Below are 23046 nucleotides of genomic sequence, written 5' to 3'. Positions count from 1 at the left end.
AACTAAGAATAAATAAAATTATAGACAGTCCGAAACTGTAATAGCTCAGTTTATATTGTTCGTGTTGTATTCTTTCATCTATCATTCTCTCTATCCTCTCTCTTAATATCAGAAGGCCAAAAAATATCATCTAAAGTCTTATTAAAAACATTACAAATTTTTATACATAAGTTTAAACTGGGGTTATACTGTCCTTTTTCTATTAAGCTCACAGTTTGTCTTGTTATTCCAAGTTTTTCAGCCAATGTTGCTTGAGTTAAACCAAGTGTTAATCTTTCGACTTTAACTTTATTATTCATGGCATCCTCCTTTATTAATTAATATTGTAACATATATATTCCTTTTTGCAAAATATATATTGCGTAGATTTGGATTCTAAAACTGAAATAAGCTATTGGAACACTTTTGCAAGTTAAGTGACTTTCAATAAATGACTGTGTTTTGAGAAGAATTTCTTGTATTGTACATGAGAATGGATATTTAAGGATGGTGTCTTTGCATATAGACGTTATCATCTCTTTAAGAGGATTGTTTCCAAAGTGGAAATTCATTATGACAATGAACAAGATAGATACATTTCTCGAAATCAGCAAACACTACATACTCAACAACTGACTACAAGGCTGCCGGTCATATCAATCAAATCCTGAAATATGTTCCATGTCCACTGCTTGAGAACTGCAGAAAATCAAAGAACCGGAAGAAAATTATATTACTTAGCATGTATAGGTAAACCATAGGGAAAAGGTCAGACAAAATCGCTTGTCTGTTTCAAGAAAAAAACTTTATAAAAAAAGAAAATAAAAAATAGAGCGAAGCTTTGCAGATATTCCAAACAGCTGCATGGGCTTCGCTATTGCAGGTTGGGTAAAAGCGGAATGTGAGCGAGCAAGTTCTCCTTACATCCGCCTGCCGGACATGAAGAAGTTTCGGCGCCATCCTCATGATAAGGCTTGCGGACGTCCCGTCTGATCGCCTCGATGATTTCTTCTTCATGAGCGGTGACGGCATCTAAAAAGCGCTGAAGCTTTTCTCTGCGCTGCTCGGCTGTTGAAGCACGCAGTGTTTTTTGATTTTTTTTCTGAAGCTCAAAGACGCGTTTGATGTCTGCTTTTATATGTTGATCCATCGGTCTTCCTCCTCTGGTTGCTTTTTTGTTTCTTCAGGGCCTATTATAGTGTGATGTGATTTTGCGGCAAAGACAGCGTAAACGCATCTATACGTTACCGTACAAATTGCGGTGATCTGTCTAATGAAAGGAGTGTCTCTTATGCCGGATTCTGTGACAACTGACATCAAACAAGCGCTTTTGGCCATGCTTGGAGAGCGGGATATCCGCCGTGTGACCATGAAGGACATCGCCGAACGGTCGCATGTGAGCCGGGGGACACTGTACCTTTATTACGAAGATAAATATGCGATTTTAGAAGATATAACGGAAGAAATGAAAGACGGGCTGAGCGAAGCGCTGTATGATTCGCTGAAGAATAAAGATGTGCTTCATTTACATGGCGGATGGCAAAAAGTGCATCCGACCCTGTCTTTTGTTGACCGGCATCGGGAGTTTTTTCAAACGATGATGGACCGTCATAAAATGCCGTATTTTCACTTTCATGCTTTTTTAAAAGATGTGTTCCGGCATGATGTGCTGCTGTCACCGGTCAATGCGGATTTCTCACCGACCGAACAGGATATGTACATTCATTACCGCGCGTTATACACATATGCCATTGTGTTGTACTGGCTGAATGAGGAGCCCGGGGCATCCCCGGAAGCGATCAGCGGACAGGTGTGGGATTTAATTTCTCAAAAACGGTTTTACTGGCTGTTCGGCCGCCGGGTGCCGGAACAAGAAGAAAAAAAGCCCGCCGACCGCCGGGTGACCCGGACGAGGCAGGCCTTGCAAGAAGCCATGATCGGCTTAATGGCGGAAAAAAAAGAGTACGCGGCGATTACGATTTCCGATATTGCCCGTCAAAGCAACCTCCGCCGTGCCACTTTTTATGACCATTACGCCAACAAAGAAGCATTGCTGAAAACGATCATCCATCAATCATGCCGGGATCTGATCGGATTATTGACGGTAAAAGGAGAGCCTGCCGATTGCTCCATGGAAGAAGCGGAAGCCGCGCTCGTCCGTCTCTTTTCCGCACTGTCGGATGGCCTGCCGCTCGTTCATTTTCTGAGAGAGGGTTCGGGAGTGCCTGACGTCATCCCGGAAATGTTCAGAGCGCTGCAATCGTTTTATCTTCATCAGCCTCTGCACATTCAGGCGGGGAAAAAGCTCTATGCATACTATGTCGCGTCCATGCTCGCCGGCTTGATTCAATATCGTCTTCATGAAGGAAAAGACCACGCGCCGGACATGCTGGCCCTGGAGTTTCTGCAGTTTTTGGATGTGAAGAAGTATCGGGTGATTTTGCTGTGAGGATGATGAAAAAGAACTCCGAAAACAGGCGGGGTTCTTTTTTGCTGTTTTCTTTGAGAAGTGCCGATATGAAGTGTCCGGCTTTATCTCTTATAAAAAAGATACCTTCCATATGATGCCTGATCAGCATTCTGCCGCCAAACATGACAAATGTCATATTCGAGGCATGATGGCTGCTACTACAAAAGCGTCTGGCGCCCCGTTATACTTGGGATCATAATGAAAAAGAAGGGACATGACATTCATGATCAATCACGCCGCAACTCAAAAACAAGCGTCTTTAAAAAAGCAGGTTGCCGCATTTTCCGGCGCCGATACAAAGCATAGTGTCATTCAGCTTTTCAACACGTTTGTGCCGTTTTTTGCCCTTTGGTTTCTTGCTTACTTCAGCCTCGATGTCTCCTATCTTCTGACCCTCGCCTTTACTGTTATAGCAGCGGGATTTTTGACAAGAATCTTTATTATTTTCCACGACTGCTGCCATCAATCCTTTTTCAAACAAAAGAAGCTGAACCGGCTGTTCGGGTTTATTTCAGGTGTGCTGACACTGTTTCCGTTCCTTCAATGGCAGCGCAGCCACTCCATCCATCATGCGACGAGCAGCAACTTAGATAAACGGGGCACCGGCGATATTTGGATGATGACCGTCAAGGAATACAACGAAGCGTCAGCTTGGACAAAAGTACGCTACAGACTTTATCGCAATCCGTTTATTATGTTTATTCTCGGCCCAATTTACGTATTTCTGATTAAAAACCGTTTCAATGTAAAAGGCGCCCGCCGCAAGGAGCGCTGGAACACCTATTTCACGAACGCGGCGATTGTCTTATTGGCTGCTGCGACGTGCCTGCTTGTCGGCTGGGAAAACTTTTTGCTTGTTCAGGGTCCGATTTTCCTTATTTCGGGGTCAATCGGCGTCTGGCTCTTTTATGTTCAGCACACGTTTGAGGATTCTTATTTTGAAGCCGATGAGCATTGGGATTATGTGCAGGCCGCGGTAGAAGGAAGCTCCTTTTACAAGCTTCCGAAGCTTTTGCAATGGCTGACGGGCAATATCGGCTACCATCATGTCCACCACTTAAGCCCGAAAGTGCCGAACTACAAGCTGGAAGCCGCTCATGAGGGGCACGAGCCTTTAAAAAACGTACCGACCATTACGCTTAAAACAAGTCTTGAATCCATGAAATTCCGTCTGTGGGATGAGGACGAAAAGCAATTTGTCACCTTTCGGGAGGCGCGGAAAACACCGCTGCCCCAACCGGTACCGAAAGAACCTTTAAAGAAAAATGCCTGATATGGCGCGCGGCTCTTTCTCTTATCAGAAAGGGCCTTCTCTTCATGCGTGAGGATGCAATGAAGGCGGTGTTTTGATAAAGTGATGGTAGACACAAGCAGCAGAAGGTGGAACAAAGATGAAGAAGTATTTTAAATTTCAAAAACTGAATGGGATTTCCCCTTATATATGGACGATTTTTTTCATCTTGCCTTTTTATTTTATTTTTAAAAGCTCTTCTACCTTTGTCATCGTGGCCGGCATCATTTTCACACTTGTTTTCTTTGGCGCATACCGCTTTGCATTTGTTGCAAAAGGCTGGCCGCTTTACTTATGGGCACTTCTTCTGATCGGCATTTCGACCGGCTCAGTTATGCTGTTCAGCTATATTTATTTCGCCTTCTTTATCGCCTACTTCATCGGCCATATCCGAGACAAAGTTCCTTTTTACATCTTATATTACATTCATATCATCAGTGCGGCGGTTGCCGTCAACTTCAGTCTTGTTCTGAAAAAAGGGTGGTTTTTGACACAAATTCCGTTTATCGTCATTACACTGATCAGTGCCATCCTGCTCCCGCTCACCATTCGAAGCAGAAAGGCAAGAGAGCGCCTTGAGGAGAAATTAGAATATGCAAATGAACGAATCGCCGATCTTGTGAAGCTGGAAGAAAGGCAGCGCATCGCCCGGGACCTTCACGATACACTCGGACAAAAGCTCTCCTTAATCGGATTGAAAAGCGACCTCGCCCGAAAGCTGATATATAAGGACCCTGAACAGGCCCGCACTGAGCTGAAAAGCGTGCAGCAGACGGCCCGCACCTCGTTAAATGAGGTCAGACAAATCGTCTCATCGATGAAAGGCATCCGATTGAAGGATGAGCTCGGCAATGTTCGGCAAATTCTTGAAGCGGCAGGAATTGATTTTGTTTATGAAGAAAAAGAAGCGCCCAAACATATCTCTTTGCTGAACGAAAACATCGTCAGCATGTGCATTAAAGAAGCCGTCACCAATGTCGTGAAACACAGCGGCGCCAAAGTATGCCGCATCACCATTCAGCAGCTTTGGAAAGAGGTTGTCATTACGGTAGAAGATGACGGCAGCTTTCAATGCAAAGAAGACCGCTTTTTTTCAAAGGGGCACGGCCTGCTTGGAATGAGGGAACGTCTTGAATTCGCAAACGGCAGTTTAGCCATCGATACAGCCGCCGGAACAAAGCTGACCATGAGAATCCCGAATGATTCAAAATCAAAAGAAAAGGATGGTAGCAGATGATCAACATCTTCATTGCCGAGGATCAGCAAATGCTGCTCGGCGCACTCGGTTCGCTGTTGAATTTAGAAGAGGATATGACGGTTGTCGGCAAAGGCACAAGCGGCCAGGATGCCATCGATTTCGTGGAAAAACATGCGCCCGACATCTGTCTGATGGATATCGAAATGCCCGGGAAATCAGGTCTTGAAGCGGCAGAAGAACTCAAGGACAGCGGTGTGAAAATCATCATTTTGACGACCTTTGCCCGCTCCGGCTATTTTCAGCGGGCGCTAAAAGCAGGCGTCAGCGGGTACATGCTCAAGGACAGCCCGAGCGATGAGCTCGTCAGCGCCATCCGCAGCGTCATGAAAGGAAGACGCGTCTACGCACCTGAATTAATGGAGGACATCTATAGTGAAGAAAACCCGCTGACCGAACGGGAAAAAGAGGTGCTTGAGCTTGTCGCGGACGGAAAAAACACGAAAGAAATCGCAAACGCCCTCAGCATCAAAAGCGGCACAGTCCGCAATTACGTTTCGATGATCCTGGATAAATTAGAAGTGAAAAATCGAATTGAAGCCATTACCCGGTCAAAGGAAAAGGGCTGGTTTAAGTAACCCGCCCTCAGCTTGTTCAGCCAGTGTTTTTGCACTGGTTTGTTTCTTTTTCACTGTCACTCCGTCTCTTCCTTCCACTTCTTATCAATCAGCATTTTTCCCGGCCAAGTGTATGCCATGATGCCGCCGTCTGCGGTGATGTCTTCTCCCGTGACGTAAGAACTGTCGTCTGAAGCGAGGAAGAGCGCGACGGCTGCCATTTCTTCCGGTTTTCCGAGCCGGCCGAGCGGCGTGATCCATTTGTTAGCTTCACGGAACGCCTCGCCCATTTCGTCTTCTGTCGTGCCTGCCAATTTATCAATGAGCGGCGTTTCAATTGTGCCCGGCGATAAGGAATTGACGCGGATTCCGCTTCTGGCGTAATCAATGGCCATCGCTCTCGTCAGGTTCGTGATTCCGCCTTTTGCGGCGTTATAGCCGGAGCGGTCAAGGTCTGCGGCCCGGCCGGACATGGAGGAGGTGTTGATGATGGAGCCTCCTTTTTCGAGCATGAGCGGAATCAGGTATTTGCTGCACAGAAATGTGCCGCGCAGATCGACGGCGATGATCCGGTCAAACAGGTCGACCGGGTATTCATGGACTTTTCCGCCCTCTTGGTCAACACCGGCATTGTTGAACAGAATATCAATTGTTCTGTACTTTTGCTGAATGCTTTCCGCAAAAGACTTTACGTTTTCTTCGTCTGATACATCAAGGTGAAAGGCTTCTGCTTCTCCGCCGTTTTTTCTGATGGCGCTGACGGTTTCATTCAGTTCGCTTTCATTGATGTCACCGCAGATCACGCGGGCGCCTTCATCGGCGAAAACCCGTGCCGTCGCTTGTCCGATGCCTGTCGCGGCCCCTGTGATGATTGCGGTTTTGTCTGTTAATCTTCCCATATTGCGATTCCTCCTTTTTTTATATCTGTTCCCGCTGAATAGGGGGATAAACATACGGAGGTCTGTTTCTAAATACCTATTAAATATGTTAATATTATGTATATACATCATTGGGAGGTTTACATATTTTGAAGATACAGCATAAGAAGGAGATAGCGTTTTATTGTTATGCCATTGTTCCTATGGGATTTGTGATTTACACCGTTATCTCTATTCTATTTCAGGACATCACATTTCCTCTCACTGTAAGAAATGTTCTGCATGAGTCTTTGCGAAACTTGGGATCTCTTATCTTATTTAGTTTGTTTTTCTACCCGTCATACATATGGATGAAGAAGGAATTCGGCCGCCGGAAAGAAGCAGAGAGGAGAGGATGATCAACATTCTCTCTTTTTTATTGATAAAATGGGTGAAATGAATCCATTAACATGTTAAATTTACAATATATGCATCTGCTAATCCTGGTTGACAATTGTCACTGTATATGATAAATAGATGCTGAAAAGATTTTACATAACATCAAAGCATAATTAAAGGAGAGATCTGAAGTGCGGAAAAAAAAGTTTAAAGCAGAATCCAAGCGATTGCTGGACATGATGATTAACTCCATTTACACGCAGAAGGAAATTTTTCTCCGCGAGTTAATTTCCAACGCGAGCGATGCGATTGACAAAATCTATTACAAGGCGTTAACCGATGATTCATTAACGTTTGATCAAGACAATTACTACATAAAAGTGACGGCGGACAAAGAAGCGAGAACGCTCACCGTCACAGACACCGGTATCGGGATGACAAAAGACGAGCTTGAACAGCATCTCGGCACGATTGCGAAAAGCGGTTCACTCGCTTTCAAGCAAGAAAATGACACGAAAGACGGCCATGACATTATCGGCCAGTTCGGCGTCGGATTTTATGCGGCATTTATGGTGGCTGATAAAGTCACGGTGAAAAGTAAGGCGCTCGGCAGTGACGAAGCGTATGTATGGGAGTCGGAAGGGGCTGCCGGCTACACGATCGCGCCGTGTGACAAGGAAACCGTCGGTACGGAAATCACCTTGAAAATAAAAGAAAACACAGAAGATGAAAGCTATGATGAGTTTTTAGAAAACTACCGCATCAAAGCGATCGTGAAAAAGTACTCTGATTTTATCCGCTACCCGATCAAAATGGAAGAGACGGTCAACAAGCCGAAAGAGGGCAGCGAGAACGAATTTGAAGAAGTTCAGGAAGAACAGACGGTCAACAGCATGGTGCCGATCTGGAGAAAAAACAAAAGCGAGCTGACGGATGAGGATTACGAGGCTTTTTACGCCGAGAAGCATTACGGTTTTGATAAACCGCTGACCCATGTGCATATCAGCGTCGATGGAGCGGTGCGCTACAATTCGATTTTGTTTATTCCGGAAAACATGCCGTTTGACTATTATACGAAGGAATTCGAAAAAGGATTGGAGCTGTACTCCAACGGCGTGCTGATCATGAACAAATGCGCCGACCTGCTGCCGGACCATTTCAGCTTTGTAAAAGGCATGGTGGATTCTGAGGATCTGTCGCTGAACATTTCCAGAGAGATGCTGCAGCACGACCGCCAGCTGAAGCTGATTGCGAAAAACATCAATAAAAAAATCAAAGCCGAGCTGAAGAGCCTGCTGAAGAACAAAAGGGAAAAATACGAATCTTTCTATGCATCTTTCGGCAGACAGCTGAAATTCGGCGTCTATAATGATTTCGGCGCGAATAAAGACGTATTAAAAGATCTGCTTCTCTTCTATTCATCTAAGGAGAAAAAGCTCGTCACTCTGGACGAATATGTGTCCAGAATGCCTGAGGATCAAAAATATATCTATTACGCGTCCGGCGATTCATATGAGCGGATTGAAAAGCTGCCGCAAACTGAAATGGTGGCGGACAAAGGCTACGAGATTTTATATTTCACGGAAGATATTGATGAATTCGCGATCAAAATGCTGACAAGCTACGAGGAAAAAGAGTTCAAATCCGTATCCAGCGCCGACTTAGGCATCGACAGTGACGAAGATGAAAAGCAGACTGAAGCCGAAGAAAACGAATATAAAGACCTGTTCGAAAGCATGAAAGAGATTCTTGCGGATAAAGTAAAGAACGTCAGAGCATCAAAACGTTTAAAATCTCATCCGGTCTGCTTTGCGACAGACGGCGAAGTGACGATCGAAATGGAAAAAGTGTTGAATGCCGTGCCTGACAGCCAGCAGGTCAAAGCGGAAAAAGTGCTGGAAATCAACCCGAATCACGAAGTGTTTGAGACGTTAAAGAACGCGCACGGACAAGATCGGGAAAAGCTGGCATTATACACAAACCTGCTGTACAATCAGGCGCTTCTGATTGAAGGGCTGCCGATCCATGATCCGGTCGAGTTTACGAATGACATCTGCAAAGTTATGGTATGACGCTAAAAAGGAATCGCCCGGCGGGGGCGATTCCTTTTTTTATTACAGTGTGCGCTGTTTAAGAATTTGATTTTGTTTGCTGCGCTTCTTTAAGGAGAACCGTTTTTTCAAGTGCGTTTCGATTTCTTCTAAACTTCTGCCCTTCGTTTCAGGAACGATGTAAGCGGCGAAGAAGAAGGATGAGAGGCAAATGACTGAGAATATTCCGAATACCCAGCCGATGCCCATGGCGCTCAGCATAAGCGGGAATACCAGTGAAACGATCAGGTTGGTTGCCGACAGGATCAATGTCGTAAATCCGGTTGCGGCTCCGCGTGCGTTTGACGGGAACAGCTCCGGCATCAGAACCCATACGACGGGACCCCATGTCGCCTGGTAGAAGACGATATAGATGCCGAGAAACAGCACGGTCAGCCATGCTGTTGAAGCTGACAGGCCGGCCAGAAGGAGAATGGCTGATAGTGACGCCAGGCTCAAGGTAATGCCGATGCTTCCCCACATCAGCAGTTTTTTCCGGCCGATCCGGTCGATTAAGATCATGGCGGTGATACACATGATGACGTTTAAGACACCGATGCCCATCGTGCCGAGAACGGACGCCGAAGTGCCGAGTCCGGCCTTTGTAAAGATGGTCGGCGCATAGTAAATCACCGTGTTGATACCGACCGCCTGCTGGAAGATGGCGAGGCCGATCCCGATCAGCAGCATAGGGCGGATCCATTTGGCTTTCAGCAAGCCGAGCGTAGATTCTTTTTTCTCGGCTTCTCCTTGTTTCATTTCCGCCAATTCAACGGCGATATCCTCTTTGTCGTGGGTCATTTCCATGACTTGTCTGGCTTCCTGCTCACGGCCGCGTTTGACGAGCCATCTCGGAGATTCCGGCATAAACGCGATTCCGATTAATAAAAGCGCCGCCGGTACTGCCGCGAGACCGACCATCCAGCGCCAAGCTTCAAACGGGGTGAATATGTAATTCACGATATATGCGAGTAAAATTCCGGTTACAATCATTAAGTTATTCAATGTGCCGAGCGTTCCGCGTATTTTTGTCGGCGCCATCTCAGATAGATAAACGGGAACCAGCGCCGTTGAGCCGCCGACGGCTAACCCGAGTATGACACGGGAGATAATCAGCATAGTGACGGTTTGCGAAGCCGCACACGCAAGCGCGCCGATAATAAAAATGAGTGAAAGGACGAAAACCACTTTTCTCCGGCCCCATCGGTCAGAGCATGTCCCGCTTAAGGCGGACCCGAAAATCGCACCGAGCAGCAGCATGCTGACGACCAATCCCTCGGTCAGCGTGTTTAAAGGAATATCATTGTTAATAAATAACAAAGCCCCTGAAATCACACCGGTATCATAGCCGTAAAGCAGCCCGCCTAATGCTCCGAAAAAGTAAATCAGGTATTTTTTGGTGTTTTTCTTCACAGATGATCCTCCTCATCTTTTGGAACGCATAATAGTTTATTTAGATAACTATTTCATTCCCCGAAGAGAAAAATATAAACATAAAAAAAACACGCCCCTTTAAAAGGCGTGTTTTTTTTCTTAGGAAAACAGCTTGTCGATAAACGCGATTTCTTCAGCAGATAGCGTAATGGAGGCTGCTTTCATGTTGTCTTTTAATTGATCCGCGCGTTTGGCGCCCGGAATCAGGATATCGATTTCAGGTCTCGCCAAGTACCAGGCAAGCACGATATGCGCCGTATCGGCATTGTGCTTTTCGGCAATCGGTTTGAGCTGGTTGACTTTTTTGATGTTTTCTTTAAACTGCTCCCCTTGGAAATGCGCCTGATCATTGCGCAGGTCGCCTTCAGGGAAGGTTGTGTTCTCGTCGTATTTGCCGGCCAGCAGTCCGGATACGAGCGGGAAGTACGGAATGAATGAGATGCCGTGTTCTGTCGTATAAGGGAAGAAAGTCTTTTCCGCCTCACGGTTCAGCAGGTTGTATTCTCCTTGAATCACGTCGACTAAGCCGTCTTTATTGGCTTCTTTCAGCTGCTCCAAAGAGAAATTGGATACGCCGATGGAACGGATTTTTCCTTCTTTTTTCAGCTCATTCAATGCTTGAACGGCTTCGTCCTTCGGCGTGTGCTCATCCGGGAAATGGATGTAGAATAAATCGATGTAATCAGTCTGCAGGCGTTTCAAGCTGTCTTCGACCGATTGTTTCAAAAAGGCCGGTGAATTGTCGAAAACAAAGTCATCGCCTTCTTTTCTGTGAGCGGCTTTTGTGGCGATGAAGACATCCTCGCGGTTGCATTCTTTCAGCACCTCGCCGATTAATTCTTCAGAACGGCCCACACCGTAAATGTAGGCGGTATCTAACATGGTAACGCCGCTTTTAATCGCTTCCCGGACCAATTCTTTTCCCGTTTCTTCATTCAGATTCGGATAGAGATTGTGTCCGCCGACCGCATTTGTTCCCAAACCGATCGGAAATACCTTTAGGTCAGTTTTGCCGATTGTTACTTTGCTCATGTTTTCGCCCCCTGAAAAAATTGGATATCATAGCGACTGCCGGAAAAATACGGCAGCGTTCTCTATTAACTATAACGCTATGCCAAGTGAATGTCGATTTGATGCTCTTGGCAATACTTCGTATATTCCTCATCCAGCTGCTGAGAAGTGACGATGCTGTGAAGCCGGTCGAAAGGCGCGTATGTCAAAAGCGTGGATTTGCCGAATTTGGAATGATCCGCAAGCAGATACACTTCGTTCGCCTTTTCGGAAATTCTCTTTTTCACCTCGTATTCCAGTAAGTCGGAATTCGTCAGGCCGTGGGTGATCGTTGTCCCGGTAGCGGACATGAACGCCTTGTTAATGTTGTATTTATTGAGTGTGCTCGGATCATCAATGCCGACAAACGACCTTGTCTTCCGTTTGTAGTTATTGCCGATGATGATCAGGTCGATATTTTTCATGGATGAAGCCGCATTAATAATATCAAGGCTGTTCGTCAAAACCGTTACATTCTTATCGGGATCAAGCGTCTCCAGCATCGATTTGGTCGTCGTGCCGGAATCAATAAATACAAGATCGTGATCCTCGATAAACCGTGACGCATAGCGGGCGATTTTGATTTTTTCATCCTGATGTTGAATGGTGCGGTTCTCAAAAGGGACGAGCACAGATTTTTCGGCTGATGTCACGCCGCCGTACACCTTTTTGATAACCCCTTTTTCCGCAAGCTTATTAATATCGCGTCTGACCGTGTTTTTAGAGACGTTGAATACCTCGCACAACTCATCCAGCGAAGTGGCTCCGTGTTTGAGAATGTATTCTTCCATCTCCTGAATCCGCATCAGTTTCATAAAAAAACTCCTTCTAGAATTCTTAAAGTAATTAAAATATATAATAAACACCAGAAGTTAATCAATAGTTACTTAACAAATGATAAAAAAAGAGGGTTCACACCGTACGATTCGACACGGTTCTCCAAGTTCCTGTTTTCCCGATCAAAAAAAGTATGATAAAAATAATGAAAAAATTTTGATTTTTTAGATTGACTTGAAGATGTGTTGGGCTTACAATGTAACCAAGAAATGACCAAAATATAACCTGTAAAATCAAAAGTGAAAGATGTAACCGTTTGCTTTTCCCGGTACATGACCAACTTTTACATGGGAAGATTGGGAGTCACCATCATTTTAGCATTTGTAAGCGTTTAATTCATGTCTTTTATATGTAAAAGATGAATATATTCATCCGTTATTATCCAGCTGAACAGGATGTTTACTATTTAAGGAGGCAATGAGAATGGCAGAGATCAGAAAACTGAAAAACTACATCAATGGTGAATGGGTTGAAAGTAAGACAGATCAATATGAAGACGTTGTCAATCCGGCTACAAAAGAAGTGATGTGCCAGGTTCCGATTTCTACGCGGGAGGATGTGGAATACGCCGTCCGCTCAGCGTCAGAGGCGTTTCAAACATGGTCAAAGACGGCAGTGCCGCGCCGTGCGAGAATTCTATTTAACTATCAGCAGCTTCTCCAGCAGAACAAAGAAGAGCTTGCCCGTCTGATCACTTTGGAAAACGGTAAAAACACGACGGAAGCACTCGGTGAAGTGGGACGCGGAATTGAAAACGTCGAATTCGCAGCGGGCGCGCCGTCACTCATGATGGGCGATTCACTCGCCTCCATCGCGACGGATGTAGAGGCGGCGAACTACCGCTATCCGATCGGGGTGGTCGGCGGTATCGCACCGTTCAACTTCCCGATGATGGTTCCGTGCTGGATGTTCCCGATGGCGATTTCATTAGGAAACACGTTCATTCTGAAGCCGTCTGAGCGCACGCCGCTGTTAACGGAAAAACTGGCAGAGCTGTTTGAACAGGCCGGTCTGCCGAAGGGCGTCTTCAATGTCGTGCACGGCGCGCATGACGTCGTAAACGGCGTTCTTGAACATCCGGAGATTAAAGCCATCTCATTCGTCGGTTCAAAACCTGTCGGCGAGTATGTTTTCAAAAAAGGCAGCGAACATTTGAAACGCGTGCAGGCGTTAACGGGCGCGAAAAACCATACGATCGTGTTAAATGACGCCCACCTTGAAGATACGGTGACAAACATTATCGGCGCGGCATTCGGTTCGGCAGGAGAGCGCTGCATGGCATGCGCGGTTGTGACGGTTGAAGAGGGAATCGCCGATGAGTTTATGGCGAAATTACAGGAAAAAGCAGCGGACATCAAGATTGGAAACGGACTGGATGACGGCGTGTTCTTAGGCCCGGTCATCCGCGAGGACAACAAAAAACGCACGCACAGCTATATTGAAAAAGGCATCGAAGAAGGAGCGAGACTTCTTTGTGACGGACGTGAAAACGCAACGGAAGACGGCTATTTCGTCGGACCGACGATTTTTGACAACGTGACGACGGATATGACGATCTGGAAAGATGAAATCTTTGCGCCCGTTCTGTCGGTCATCCGCGTGAAAAACTTAAAAGAAGCGGTGGACATCGCCAACCAGTCTGAATTTGCGAACGGCGCGTGTCTGTTCACTTCAAATGCGAACGCGATCCGCTACTTCCGTGAAAATATTGACGCGGGGATGCTCGGCATCAACCTTGGCGTGCCGGCGCCGATGGCATTCTTCCCGTTCTCAGGCTGGAAGTCTTCTTTCTTCGGCACATTGCACGCAAACGGAAAAGACAGCGTCGACTTCTATACACGTAAAAAAGTCGTGACGGCACGATACCCGTCTCCTGACTTCAATTGATCTGACAGCCGGCCCGGACGGCTTCGAGATTCCGTCCGGGTTTTCTTTTACCATCAATTAAGGAGGAATAAACATGAGTCATTTGCTGCGCAAACCGCAGGCCGATGAGATGTCTCAAGGCGTGAACATCATACATGACGTCACTTCAGCCAATTCAGACCTCAAATACGTCGGATTCAAAGTCGTTGACCTCACTCCCGGTTCCGCATATACAGAAGATTTGAAAAAGACGGAGTGCTGCATCGTTGCGGTAACGGGAAAAATCACCGTCACTGATTATGATCAGACATTTGAAAGCATCGGCACCCGTGAAAGCGTATTTGAAAGAAAACCGACGGACAGCGTTTATGTGTCCAATGACCGCTCTTTTGGAATCACAGCCGTCAGCGGGGCGAGGGTCGCGCTGTGCTATTCTCCGTCCGAACACCAGCTTCCGACAAAGCTGATTAAAGCGGAAGACAACGGTGTGGAACATCGCGGCAAGCTGGCAAACAAACGAACCGTTCATAATATTCTCCCCGATTCAGATCCATCGGCAAACAGCCTTCTCGTTGTTGAAGTTTACACGGACAGCGGCAACTGGTCGAGCTACCCGCCTCATAAACATGACCAAGACAATCTGCCGGCTGAATCCTTTTTAGAAGAAACCTATTACCATGAAACGGACCCGCCGCAGGGGTTTGTCTTCCAGCGTGTGTACACGGACGACCGCTCGATTGACGAGACGATGACCGCAGAAAATGAAAACGTTGTCATCGTGCCGGCGGGCTATCACCCGGTTGGTGTTCCGGACGGGTATACCTCTTACTACCTGAATGTAATGGCGGGACCGACACGAAAATGGAAGTTTCATAATGATCCGGCCCATGAATGGATCCTGGAACGCTAACAAGTGAGGAGTGGCAGATAACGATGAAATATACATTTAATGAAGAAAAAGAGTTTGATATTGTCGCGATCGGGCGCGCGTGTATTGATTTGAACGCTGCGGAATACAACCGGCCGATGGAAGAAACGATGACGTTTTCTAAATATGTCGGCGGCTCCCCGGCAAATATTGCGATCGGCAGCGCCAAGCTCGGATTAAAAGCCGGTTTTATCGGCAAAATCCCGGATGATCAGCACGGCAGATTCATCGTTTCTTATATGCAGGGAAAGGGCGTTGATACGTCACAAATGACCGTTGACAGAGAAGGGCGCAAAGCCGGGCTCGCTTTTACGGAAATTCTCAGTCCCGAAGAGTGCAGCATTCTGATGTACCGGGATGACGTGGCGGATTTGTATCTTGAGCCGTCCGAAGTCAATGAAGGCTACATCGCAAACGCGAAAATGCTGCTCGTGTCAGGCACGGCGCTTGCAAAAAGCCCGTCGCGCGAAGCCGTCTTAAAAGCGGTGCATATCGCAAAAAAACATGACGTAAAAGTCGTGTTTGAGCTCGACTACCGTCCGTATACATGGCAATCGGCAGAAGAAACAGCCGTGTACTACACGCTGGCGGCGGAACAATCCGATATCGTCATCGGTACGCGTGACGAATTTGACGTAATGGAAAACCACAGCGGCGGAGATAACGATGAAACCGTCCGCCATTTGTTTGCGCACTCTGCTGACCTTGTCGTCATTAAGCACGGCGTTGACGGATCATACGCATACAGCAGATCGGGAGAAGTTTTCCGGGCGCATGCCTATAAAACAAAGGTGCTGAAGACCTTCGGAGCGGGTGATTCCTATGCGTCAGCTTTCATCTACGGACTTGTCAGCGGCCGGGATATTGAAACGGCTTTAAAATACGGGAGCGCTTCCGCTTCCATCGTCGTCAGCAAACACAGCTCCTCAGAAGCAATGCCGGCTGCCGGTGAAATCATCGAACTGATTGAAGCGCAGCACAGTCTTAACGGTAAATAGAACGTATAAAAGGTGGGATCGTTTGTGGGTAAGACAATTCGCTTAACGACAGCACAAGCGCTGATTAAATTCTTGAACCGGCAGTACATTCATGTTGACGGAAAAGAAGAGCCGTTCGTTGAGGGCATCTTCACGATTTTCGGCCACGGAAATGTGTTGGGGATCGGGCAGGCGCTTGAGCAGGACGCCGGGCACCTGAAAGTCTATCAAGGCAAAAACGAACAAGGCATGGCGCATGCCGCGATGGCATACAGCAAGCAGATGCTGAGAAGAAAAATTTACGCGGTATCGACATCAGTCGGTCCGGGTGCCGCTAACTTGACGGCTGCCGCGGGTACGGCGCTGGCCAATAATATCCCGGTGCTGCTGCTTCCGGCCGATACCTTTGCGACGAGGCAGCCTGACCCGGTGCTTCAGCAGGTGGAGCAGGAATACAGTGCCGCCGTCACGACAAACGATGCGTTAAAGCCCGTGTCCCGCTATTGGGACCGCATCACCCGCCCCGAGCAGCTGATGAGCAGCTTAATCCGGGCATTTGAAGTGATGACAGATCCGGCAAAAGCGGGTCCGGCGACAATCTGCATATCTCAGGATGTAGAGGGAGAAGCATTTGATTTTGATGAAAGCTTCTTTGAAAAACGCGTTCATTACATTGACCGGATGCAGCCAAGCGAGCGTGAGCTGAAAGGCGCCGCGGAAAAAATTAAGGAGAGCAGCCGTCCCGTCATTTTAGTGGGCGGAGGCGCGAAATACTCCGGCGCGCGTGAGGAATTAATCGCGCTTTCTGAAACATACGGCATTCCGCTTGTCGAAACGCAGGCCGGCAAGTCAACGGTTGAAGCCGATTTCGCCAACAATCTGGGCGGCATGGGCATCACGGGCACACTCGCCGCAAACAAAGCCGCCCGCCAGGCTGATCTGATCATCGGTGTCGGCACACGGTACACGGACTTTGCGACATCCTCGAAAACGGCGTTTGATTTTGACAAAGCAAAATTTTTGAATATCAACGTCAGCCGCATGCAGGCTTACAAGCTTGACGCGTTTCAGGTCGTAGCCGATGCGAAAGTGACGCTCGGCAGACTGCACGGCTTATTAGACGGATATAAAAGTGCATTCGGCACGGCGATTAAAGATTGGAAAGATGAATGGCTGGCTGAACGGGACCGGCTCGGCAAGGTCACTTTTACACGTGATGCGTTCGAACCGGAAATTAAAAACCATTTCTCGCAGGATGTGTTAAACGAGTATGCCGACGCGCTCGAGACTGAGCTGCCGCAAACAACGGCGCTGTTGACCATCAATGACACGATTCCTGAAGACAGCGTCGTCATCAGTTCGGCGGGATCTCTTCCGGGAGATTTGCAGCGGCTGTGGCATTCCAACGTCCCGAATACGTACCACCTCGAGTACGGCTATTCCTGCATGGGATATGAAGTATCAGGCACGCTCGGCCTCAAGCTGGCTCATCCCGACAAAGAAGTCTATTCACTCGTCGGCGACGGAAGCTTTCTGATGCTGCACTCAGAGCTGATTACCGCGCTTCAATATAACAAAAAAATCAATGTCCTGCTTTTTGACAACTCGGGATTCGGCTGTATCAACAACCTGCAGATGGATCACGGGAGCGGCAGTTATTTCTGCGAGTTCCGCACCGAGGACAATCAGATTTTAAACGTTGATTACGCGAAGGTGGCAGAGGGCTACGGCGCTAAAACATACAGAGCCAATACGGTTGAAGAACTGAAAGCGGCGCTTGAAGATGCGAAAACGCAAGACGTATCCACTTTAATTGAAATGAAGGTTCTGCCGAAAACAATGACGGACGGCTATGACAGCTGGTGGCATGTCGGCGTGGCGGAAGTGTCTGAGCAGGAAAGCGTTCAGCGGGCATACGAAGCGAAAGAGATGAAGCTGAAGTCTGCGAAGCAGTACTAGAGGGGAGGCATCACGATGGGCAAACAAGATATTCTGTGGGGCATCGCTCCCATTGGGTGGCGCAATGACGATATGCCGGAAATCGGAGCCGGGAATACGCTGCAGCATTTGTTAAGCGATATTGTTGTCGCCGGCTTTCAAGGTACGGAAGTGGGAGGGTTTTTCCCTGAACCCTCCGTCCTCAATAAGGAGCTGGCTCTCCGGAACTTGCGGATTGCGGGGAAATGGTTCAGCAGCTTTATCATTCAAGACGGTATTGAAAAAACGGCTGAACAATTTACAGAACACTGTGATTATTTGCAGAAAGTCGGAGCGGATGTCGCCACCGTTTCTGAACAGACGTACAGTGTTCAAGGCTTGGACATTGATGTATTTAAGAAAAAACCGCACTTCACAGATGAAGAATGGGATACGCTGTGCCAGGGCTTGAACCGTCTCGGGAAAATCGCTGACGAATACGGGCTGGATCTCACGTTTCATCATCATCTCGGCACAGGCGTCCAGACGGCTGAAGAAGTTGACCGGCTGATGGATGGAACGGACCTGCGGTATGTCCATTTACTTTATGATACCGGGCATGCCTATATCTCGGACGGAGACTATATGACAATTCTCAACAAGCATATGGATCGGATCAGACACGTTCATTTCAAGGACGCGCGGTTTGACATTATGGAGCGGTGCAGACAGGAAGGCAAGTCATTCAGGCAGTCGTTTTTACAGGGCATTTTTACGGTTCCCGGAGACGGATGCATCGATTTTACCGAAGTGTACCGAACGCTCGTCCGTCATGATTATTCAGGCTGGATCGTCATCGAAGCCGAACAAGACCCGGCAGTCGCCAATCCGCTTGAGTACGCGCTGATTGCGAGAAAGTACATCGACAGTGAACTGCTTGATCCTGCAAATTAGAGGGGGACTTATATGAATAGTGCCAAGGCGGAATCAGCTTTCAGCAAAAGGACCATCGCCGCAGCATTAGCAAATTACATTGATGCAGGTTCCATCGTGGCAGGATCAGCGGGTTTATCTGTGTGGGTCAGCTATTTAAAGCTGTCCGACAGTCAGATCGGATTGCTCGGCGCCTTCAGCGCAAACGCGATATCAGCGGCCATCGGAGCGCTGCTCGGCGGGTATTTGGCTGATAAGGTCGGCCGAAAAGCTGTATACACAAACAGTATGCTCGTCTACGCCTTAGGAATTTGTTTGGTTTTGTTTGGATTCAACTTTCCCATGCTGTTATGCGGATACATGATTATCGGGATTTCTGTAGGCGCGGATATTACGGCTTCATGGACCATTATCGCGGAAAACGCCCCCGAGAAAAACCGGGCGAGGCATTGCGGAGTGGCGCAGGTGGCGTGGGCCGCAGGAGCCGTTGTGGTTCTGCTGTTATCCGTTTTGGTCGGTGACCTCGGGCTTTTAGGAAATAAAATTGTCTTTGCGCATCTATTGGTGATCGCCCTGATCACATATGTGATAAGAAAGCGTTTACCTGAGTCGGATGCCTGGAAAAACAGTGAAGAGCGGCCTGCCGCCGTGAAAAAAACATCTTATTTTGACCTGCTTCAGCCGAAATTTTTCAAGAACATTTTGTTTTTAATGGGTGTGTTTCTCGTATGGAATCTCGCAGCTGGCGTCATGGGATTCTTCATGCCGTACATCTACCAGCAGGTCGGCGGCGTATCCGCAAATACGGCCAACATTCTGCAGATGGCCCTGTTTATCTTCACCGGGCTCGGCGTCGCCTGTATCTTCATGCCTTTTGCAGATCAATATCGGAAAACGGTGTTCGGAATTTGCGCATTTATGGCCGTTGTCGGCTGGTCGCTGTTTTTACTGCCGTTTCAGGGGCTCCCGATGCTGCTTTTGTTTGTTTTAGCGATCGGCATCAATAACGGAGCCGGCCAGCAGGCGAACTACCAGCTGTGGGCAAGCGAGCTGTTCCCGACAGAATACAGAGCGTCAGCACAAGGGCTCATGTTCTTTCTCGTCCGTATTTCAATCGGCATTTGGAGTTTATTTGTGCCGGTCATCATGTCACAATTCGGCATCGGTTTTATGGCCGGTATTCTGCTCATATGTGTGACGGCCAGTATGATCATCGGGCTTGTCTTCGCGCCGAATACGTCCGGCAAGTCGCTTGAACAGATACAGGAGGAACTGTACGGCGCTCCTCAGGACGGCAGCGAGAAAAGAAAGACGAGAACCATTATTTGATTATCAGAAGGAGTGGCGATCAATGAATTTACGTATAGGTGTTATCGGAACCGGTGCTATCGGAAAAGAGCACATCAACCGCATCACAAATAAGCTGTCCGGAGCGGAAATTACCGCTGTCACAGATGTGAATCAGGAGGCCGCGCAGCAGACCGTTCAGGATTTCAATTTGAACGCCTCCGTTTATCCTGATGACGACAGCCTCCTCGCTGCTGAAAATGTGGATGCCGTCTTAGTGACAAGCTGGGGCCCGGCTCACGAGTCCAGCGTTTTGAAAGCGATTCAGCACGGCAAGCACGTGTTTTGTGAAAAGCCGCTTGCGATAACGGCAGAAGGCTGTATGCGCATTGTCGAGGAAGAAATGAAGACGGGAAAACGATTGGTGCAGGTAGGTTTTATGCGCAGATATGACAGCGGTTACGTTCAGCTGAAAGAAGCGATCGATAACCGCGTGGTCGGCGAGCCGCTGATGATTCACTGTGCGCACCGCAACCCGACAGTCGCATCGAATTATTCAACGGACATGGCCGTCGTCGATACGCTCGTTCATGAAATTGATGTCCTCCACTGGCTCGTCAATGACGACTATGAATCCGTACAGGTCATCTATCCGAAGAAATCAAAAAATGCGCTGCCGCATCTGAAAGATCCGCAGATGGTCATCATTGAAACAAAAGGCGGCATCGTCATCAATGCCGAAATCTACGTGAACTGTAAATACGGCTATGACATTCAATGTGAGATCGTCGGGGAAGACGGCGTCATCAAGCTTCCGGAACCGTCAAGCATCAGTTTGAGAAAAGAAGGGACATTCAGCACCGATATCCTGATGGATTGGCAGCGCCGATTTGTGGCTGCGTATGATGTGGAAATTCAAGACTTCATTGATTCGATCCGGAAAAAAGGCGAAGTCAGCGGTCCGACGGCATGGGACGGTTATATTGCCGCGGTGACAACTGACGCGTGCGTAAAAGCTCAGGAATCCGGACAGAAAGAGCCTGTGGCGCTGCAAGAGAAACCGGCATTCTACCAATCATTTACGACTGTGAACAAATAATAGATCGGGAGTGAAAGAAATGAAACTGGCCTTAGATCCATCCATGTACCGCGATGATTTAACGTTAGAAGAAATGGTCTATAAAACGGCGGAACTCGGATACGAATATATCGAACTGTCCCCGCGCGAGGATTTTTGTCCTTTCTACAAATATCCGAAAGTCGATTCAGCAAAAATCAAACAATTGAAGCGCCTTTTAAAGGATACAGGTGTGAAGCTGTCCTCTCTTCTTCCGCTTTACCACTGGGCGGGTCCTGATGAAGACCGTCGACAGGCCGCCGTGCGCAACTGGAAACGGGCGATCGAAATTGCGGTTGAACTTGAAGTGGATTTGATGAACAGTGAATTCAGCGGTTCAAAATATGATCCTTTGACAAGTGAAGAAAAATTTATCAAATCCATGGATGAACTGCTGCCCGTTTTTGAAAAAGAAGGCGTTAAACTCAATCTTCAGGCTCACCCGTATGATTTTATCGAAACGCACAAAGGTGCGATGGATATGATCCGCGCGCTTGATAAGGATTGGATCAATCTTGTCTACTCGACTGCGCATACGTTCTTCTATGATGACGGAAAAGGCGATATTGCGACCATGTTTGATGAAGCCGGCGACCGCCTCACACATGTTTTATTTGCAGATACTTTTAATCATAAAGCGGCGCACGGCCTGCGTTACATCGTCAATCCGCCTGACGCGAAAGTAACGGTTCACCAGCATTTGGACATCGGGCAAGGCGAGGTTGATTTTGAGACGATTTTCAGAAAGATGAGAGAGATGAAATTCGACGGAATTGCGACGAACGCCGTTTTTGCTTGGGTCGGCGAAAGAGCGGATGAATCAAGCCGGACCACGCTTAAGAAATTAAAGGAAGAACTGGGTATGGCATAAGCTGAGTACGGAGTTCGGCGGAGCGGGGCAAAAAAGCCCTCCAGCCGGACTCCCTTCATATCGAAAACGCGGATGGGAGAGGCTGACATGAAACTTTGCTTTAATGAAGCGACTACGCTGGAGAATTCAAACCTGAAACAGGATTTAGAGCTGTGCGAAAAGCACGGCTATGATTATATTGAAATCCGCACAATGGATAAGCTGCCGGAATACTTAAAAGACCATTCACTGGCCGATCTGGCGGAATATTTTCAAACACACCACATTAAACCGCTTGCCCTGAACGCACTGGTTTTCTTCAACAACCGTGATGAGAAGGGCTATAGGGAGATCATTTCGGAATTCAAAAGCATGATGGAAACCTGCAGGACGCTCGGCGTGAAATATGTGGTGGCCGTGCCGCTTGTGACAGAGCGGAAAATCTTGAAAGAAGAGATCAAAAAGAGCAGCGCAGAGGTGCTGACTGAGCTTTCGGACATCGCGGAGCCGTACGGCGTAAACATTGCCCTTGAATTTGTCGGCCATCCGCAATGCACGGTCAATACATTTGAACAGGCGTATGACATCGTGAACGCTGTCGGCCGCGATAATGTCGGACTGGTGTTTGACAGCTTCCATTTCCACGCGATGGGCTCCAATATTGAGAGTTTGAAGCAGGCGGATGGAAAGAAAATTTTCATCTATCATATCGACGATACAGAGGACTTCCCGATCGGCTTTTTAACGGATGAAGACCGCGTTTGGCCTGGACAGGGTGCGATTGACTTAGACGCCCATCTGTCAGCGTTAAAAGAAATCGGATTCAATGATGTTGTCTCCGTAGAGCTGTTCAGACCTGAATATTATAAGCTGACTGCGGAGGAAACGATCAAAACGGCAAAGGAAACAACGGAAGCCGTCGTATCAAAATACTTCATGAAGGAGGCGTGAA

At 47.6% G+C, this 23046-nt stretch carries 20 protein-coding genes and 1 pseudogene; 15 read left to right on the top strand and 6 right to left on the bottom strand.

Translation table 11 applies throughout. The features are described 5' to 3' along the window. Positions 1 to 74: 74 nt before the first annotated feature. Positions 75 to 299, bottom strand: coding sequence for a helix-turn-helix transcriptional regulator (locus NYE50_RS21140; RefSeq protein WP_025650419.1), 225 nt, complete (start codon positions 297 to 299; stop codon positions 75 to 77). Between the two features lie 590 nt (positions 300 to 889). Further along, positions 890 to 1129 (bottom strand): annotated as a pseudogene (locus NYE50_RS21135) (aldehyde dehydrogenase family protein); the annotation flags it as partial. Between the two features lie 141 nt (positions 1130 to 1270). Between NYE50_RS21135 and NYE50_RS21130 the strand changes: the two are divergent. From NYE50_RS21130 to NYE50_RS21115, 4 genes are all read left to right on the top strand, one after another. Continuing rightward, complete coding sequence (locus tag NYE50_RS21130) at positions 1271 to 2428, top strand: TetR/AcrR family transcriptional regulator (protein ID WP_159353632.1); 1158 nt, start codon at positions 1271 to 1273, stop codon at positions 2426 to 2428. Between the two features lie 244 nt (positions 2429 to 2672). Next, on the top strand, positions 2673 to 3722 hold the full coding sequence (locus tag NYE50_RS21125) for a fatty acid desaturase (RefSeq protein ID WP_172869785.1): 1050 nt from the start codon (positions 2673 to 2675) through the stop codon (positions 3720 to 3722). A 118-nt stretch (positions 3723 to 3840) separates the two neighbouring features. Further along, on the top strand, positions 3841 to 4977 hold the full coding sequence (locus tag NYE50_RS21120; protein ID WP_167408867.1) for a sensor histidine kinase: 1137 nt from the start codon (positions 3841 to 3843) through the stop codon (positions 4975 to 4977). Further along, positions 4974 to 5573, top strand: a complete 600-nt coding sequence (locus tag NYE50_RS21115; protein ID WP_007407848.1) for a response regulator transcription factor — start codon at positions 4974 to 4976, stop codon at positions 5571 to 5573. The genes NYE50_RS21120 and NYE50_RS21115 overlap by 4 nt, the downstream gene beginning before the upstream one ends. A gap of 56 nt (positions 5574 to 5629) precedes the next feature. On the opposite strand, the gene NYE50_RS21110 is transcribed toward NYE50_RS21115, so the two are convergent. Beyond that, entirely contained in the window at positions 5630 to 6451 is an 822-nt protein-coding gene (locus NYE50_RS21110; protein ID WP_172869666.1) for an SDR family oxidoreductase, read from the bottom strand. Positions 6452 to 6579: 128 nt separating this feature from the next. On the opposite strand from NYE50_RS21110, the gene NYE50_RS21105 reads away from it, so the two are divergent. Beyond that, a complete protein-coding gene (locus NYE50_RS21105; protein ID WP_014306134.1) occupies positions 6580 to 6828 on the top strand; it encodes a hypothetical protein in 249 nt (82 codons plus the stop codon). A 171-nt stretch (positions 6829 to 6999) separates the two neighbouring features. Then, positions 7000 to 8880 carry a molecular chaperone HtpG gene (htpG, locus tag NYE50_RS21100; protein WP_172869668.1) on the top strand — a complete coding sequence of 627 codons (1881 nt, stop codon included), beginning with the start codon at positions 7000 to 7002 and terminating at the stop codon, positions 8878 to 8880. 42 nt (positions 8881 to 8922) lie between these two features. Here the strand turns inward: htpG and NYE50_RS21095 are convergent, their stop codons facing one another. The 3 genes from NYE50_RS21095 to NYE50_RS21085 all read right to left on the bottom strand — a co-directional run bounded on the left by NYE50_RS21095 (position 8923) and on the right by NYE50_RS21085 (position 12197). Next, complete coding sequence (locus NYE50_RS21095; RefSeq protein WP_168984717.1) at positions 8923 to 10311, bottom strand: sugar porter family MFS transporter; 1389 nt, start codon at positions 10309 to 10311, stop codon at positions 8923 to 8925. Between the two features lie 120 nt (positions 10312 to 10431). Further along, entirely contained in the window at positions 10432 to 11364 is a 933-nt protein-coding gene (locus tag NYE50_RS21090; RefSeq protein ID WP_007407843.1) for an aldo/keto reductase, read from the bottom strand. A 77-nt stretch (positions 11365 to 11441) separates the two neighbouring features. Continuing rightward, positions 11442 to 12197, bottom strand: coding sequence for a DeoR/GlpR family DNA-binding transcription regulator (locus tag NYE50_RS21085; protein ID WP_007614879.1), 756 nt, complete (start codon positions 12195 to 12197; stop codon positions 11442 to 11444). Positions 12198 to 12642: 445 nt separating this feature from the next. Between NYE50_RS21085 and iolA the strand changes: the two genes are divergently transcribed. From iolA to iolI, 9 genes are all read left to right on the top strand, one after another. After that, the gene (gene iolA / locus NYE50_RS21080; RefSeq protein WP_045209395.1) at positions 12643 to 14106 is read left to right on the top strand and encodes a methylmalonate-semialdehyde dehydrogenase; all 1464 of its coding nucleotides are present in this window, start codon (positions 12643 to 12645) and stop codon (positions 14104 to 14106) included. A gap of 73 nt (positions 14107 to 14179) precedes the next feature. Further along, positions 14180 to 14995, top strand: a complete 816-nt coding sequence (gene iolB / locus NYE50_RS21075; protein WP_022554009.1) for a 5-deoxy-glucuronate isomerase — start codon at positions 14180 to 14182, stop codon at positions 14993 to 14995. A gap of 23 nt (positions 14996 to 15018) precedes the next feature. Then, on the top strand, positions 15019 to 16011 hold the full coding sequence (gene iolC, locus NYE50_RS21070; RefSeq protein WP_014419293.1) for a 5-dehydro-2-deoxygluconokinase: 993 nt from the start codon (positions 15019 to 15021) through the stop codon (positions 16009 to 16011). A 24-nt stretch (positions 16012 to 16035) separates the two neighbouring features. Then, positions 16036 to 17949, top strand: a complete 1914-nt coding sequence (gene iolD / locus NYE50_RS21065; RefSeq protein ID WP_022554007.1) for a 3D-(3,5/4)-trihydroxycyclohexane-1,2-dione acylhydrolase (decyclizing) — start codon at positions 16036 to 16038, stop codon at positions 17947 to 17949. 15 nt (positions 17950 to 17964) lie between these two features. Then, positions 17965 to 18861, top strand: coding sequence for a myo-inosose-2 dehydratase (gene iolE, locus NYE50_RS21060; RefSeq protein ID WP_172869672.1), 897 nt, complete (start codon positions 17965 to 17967; stop codon positions 18859 to 18861). A 12-nt stretch (positions 18862 to 18873) separates the two neighbouring features. Further along, on the top strand, positions 18874 to 20169 hold the full coding sequence (locus NYE50_RS21055; protein WP_172869675.1) for an MFS transporter: 1296 nt from the start codon (positions 18874 to 18876) through the stop codon (positions 20167 to 20169). Positions 20170 to 20191: 22 nt separating this feature from the next. Further along, the gene (locus tag NYE50_RS21050) at positions 20192 to 21226 is read left to right on the top strand and encodes a Gfo/Idh/MocA family protein (protein ID WP_159353624.1); all 1035 of its coding nucleotides are present in this window, start codon (positions 20192 to 20194) and stop codon (positions 21224 to 21226) included. 19 nt (positions 21227 to 21245) lie between these two features. Beyond that, positions 21246 to 22115 carry a sugar phosphate isomerase/epimerase family protein gene (locus tag NYE50_RS21045; RefSeq protein WP_007407833.1) on the top strand — a complete coding sequence of 290 codons (870 nt, stop codon included), beginning with the start codon at positions 21246 to 21248 and terminating at the stop codon, positions 22113 to 22115. An 87-nt stretch (positions 22116 to 22202) separates the two neighbouring features. Continuing rightward, on the top strand, positions 22203 to 23045 hold the full coding sequence (iolI, locus tag NYE50_RS21040; RefSeq protein WP_007614866.1) for a 2-keto-myo-inositol isomerase: 843 nt from the start codon (positions 22203 to 22205) through the stop codon (positions 23043 to 23045). The last annotated feature ends 1 nt before the right edge of the window (position 23046 follow it).

Source organism: Bacillus sp. EU55 (assembly GCF_038005925.1).
In the GTDB taxonomy this organism is placed as follows: Bacteria; Bacillota; Bacilli; order Bacillales; family Bacillaceae; genus Bacillus; species Bacillus velezensis.
Note: the sequence above shows the minus strand (reverse complement) of the source record. Positions and strands in the feature narration are given on the sequence as shown.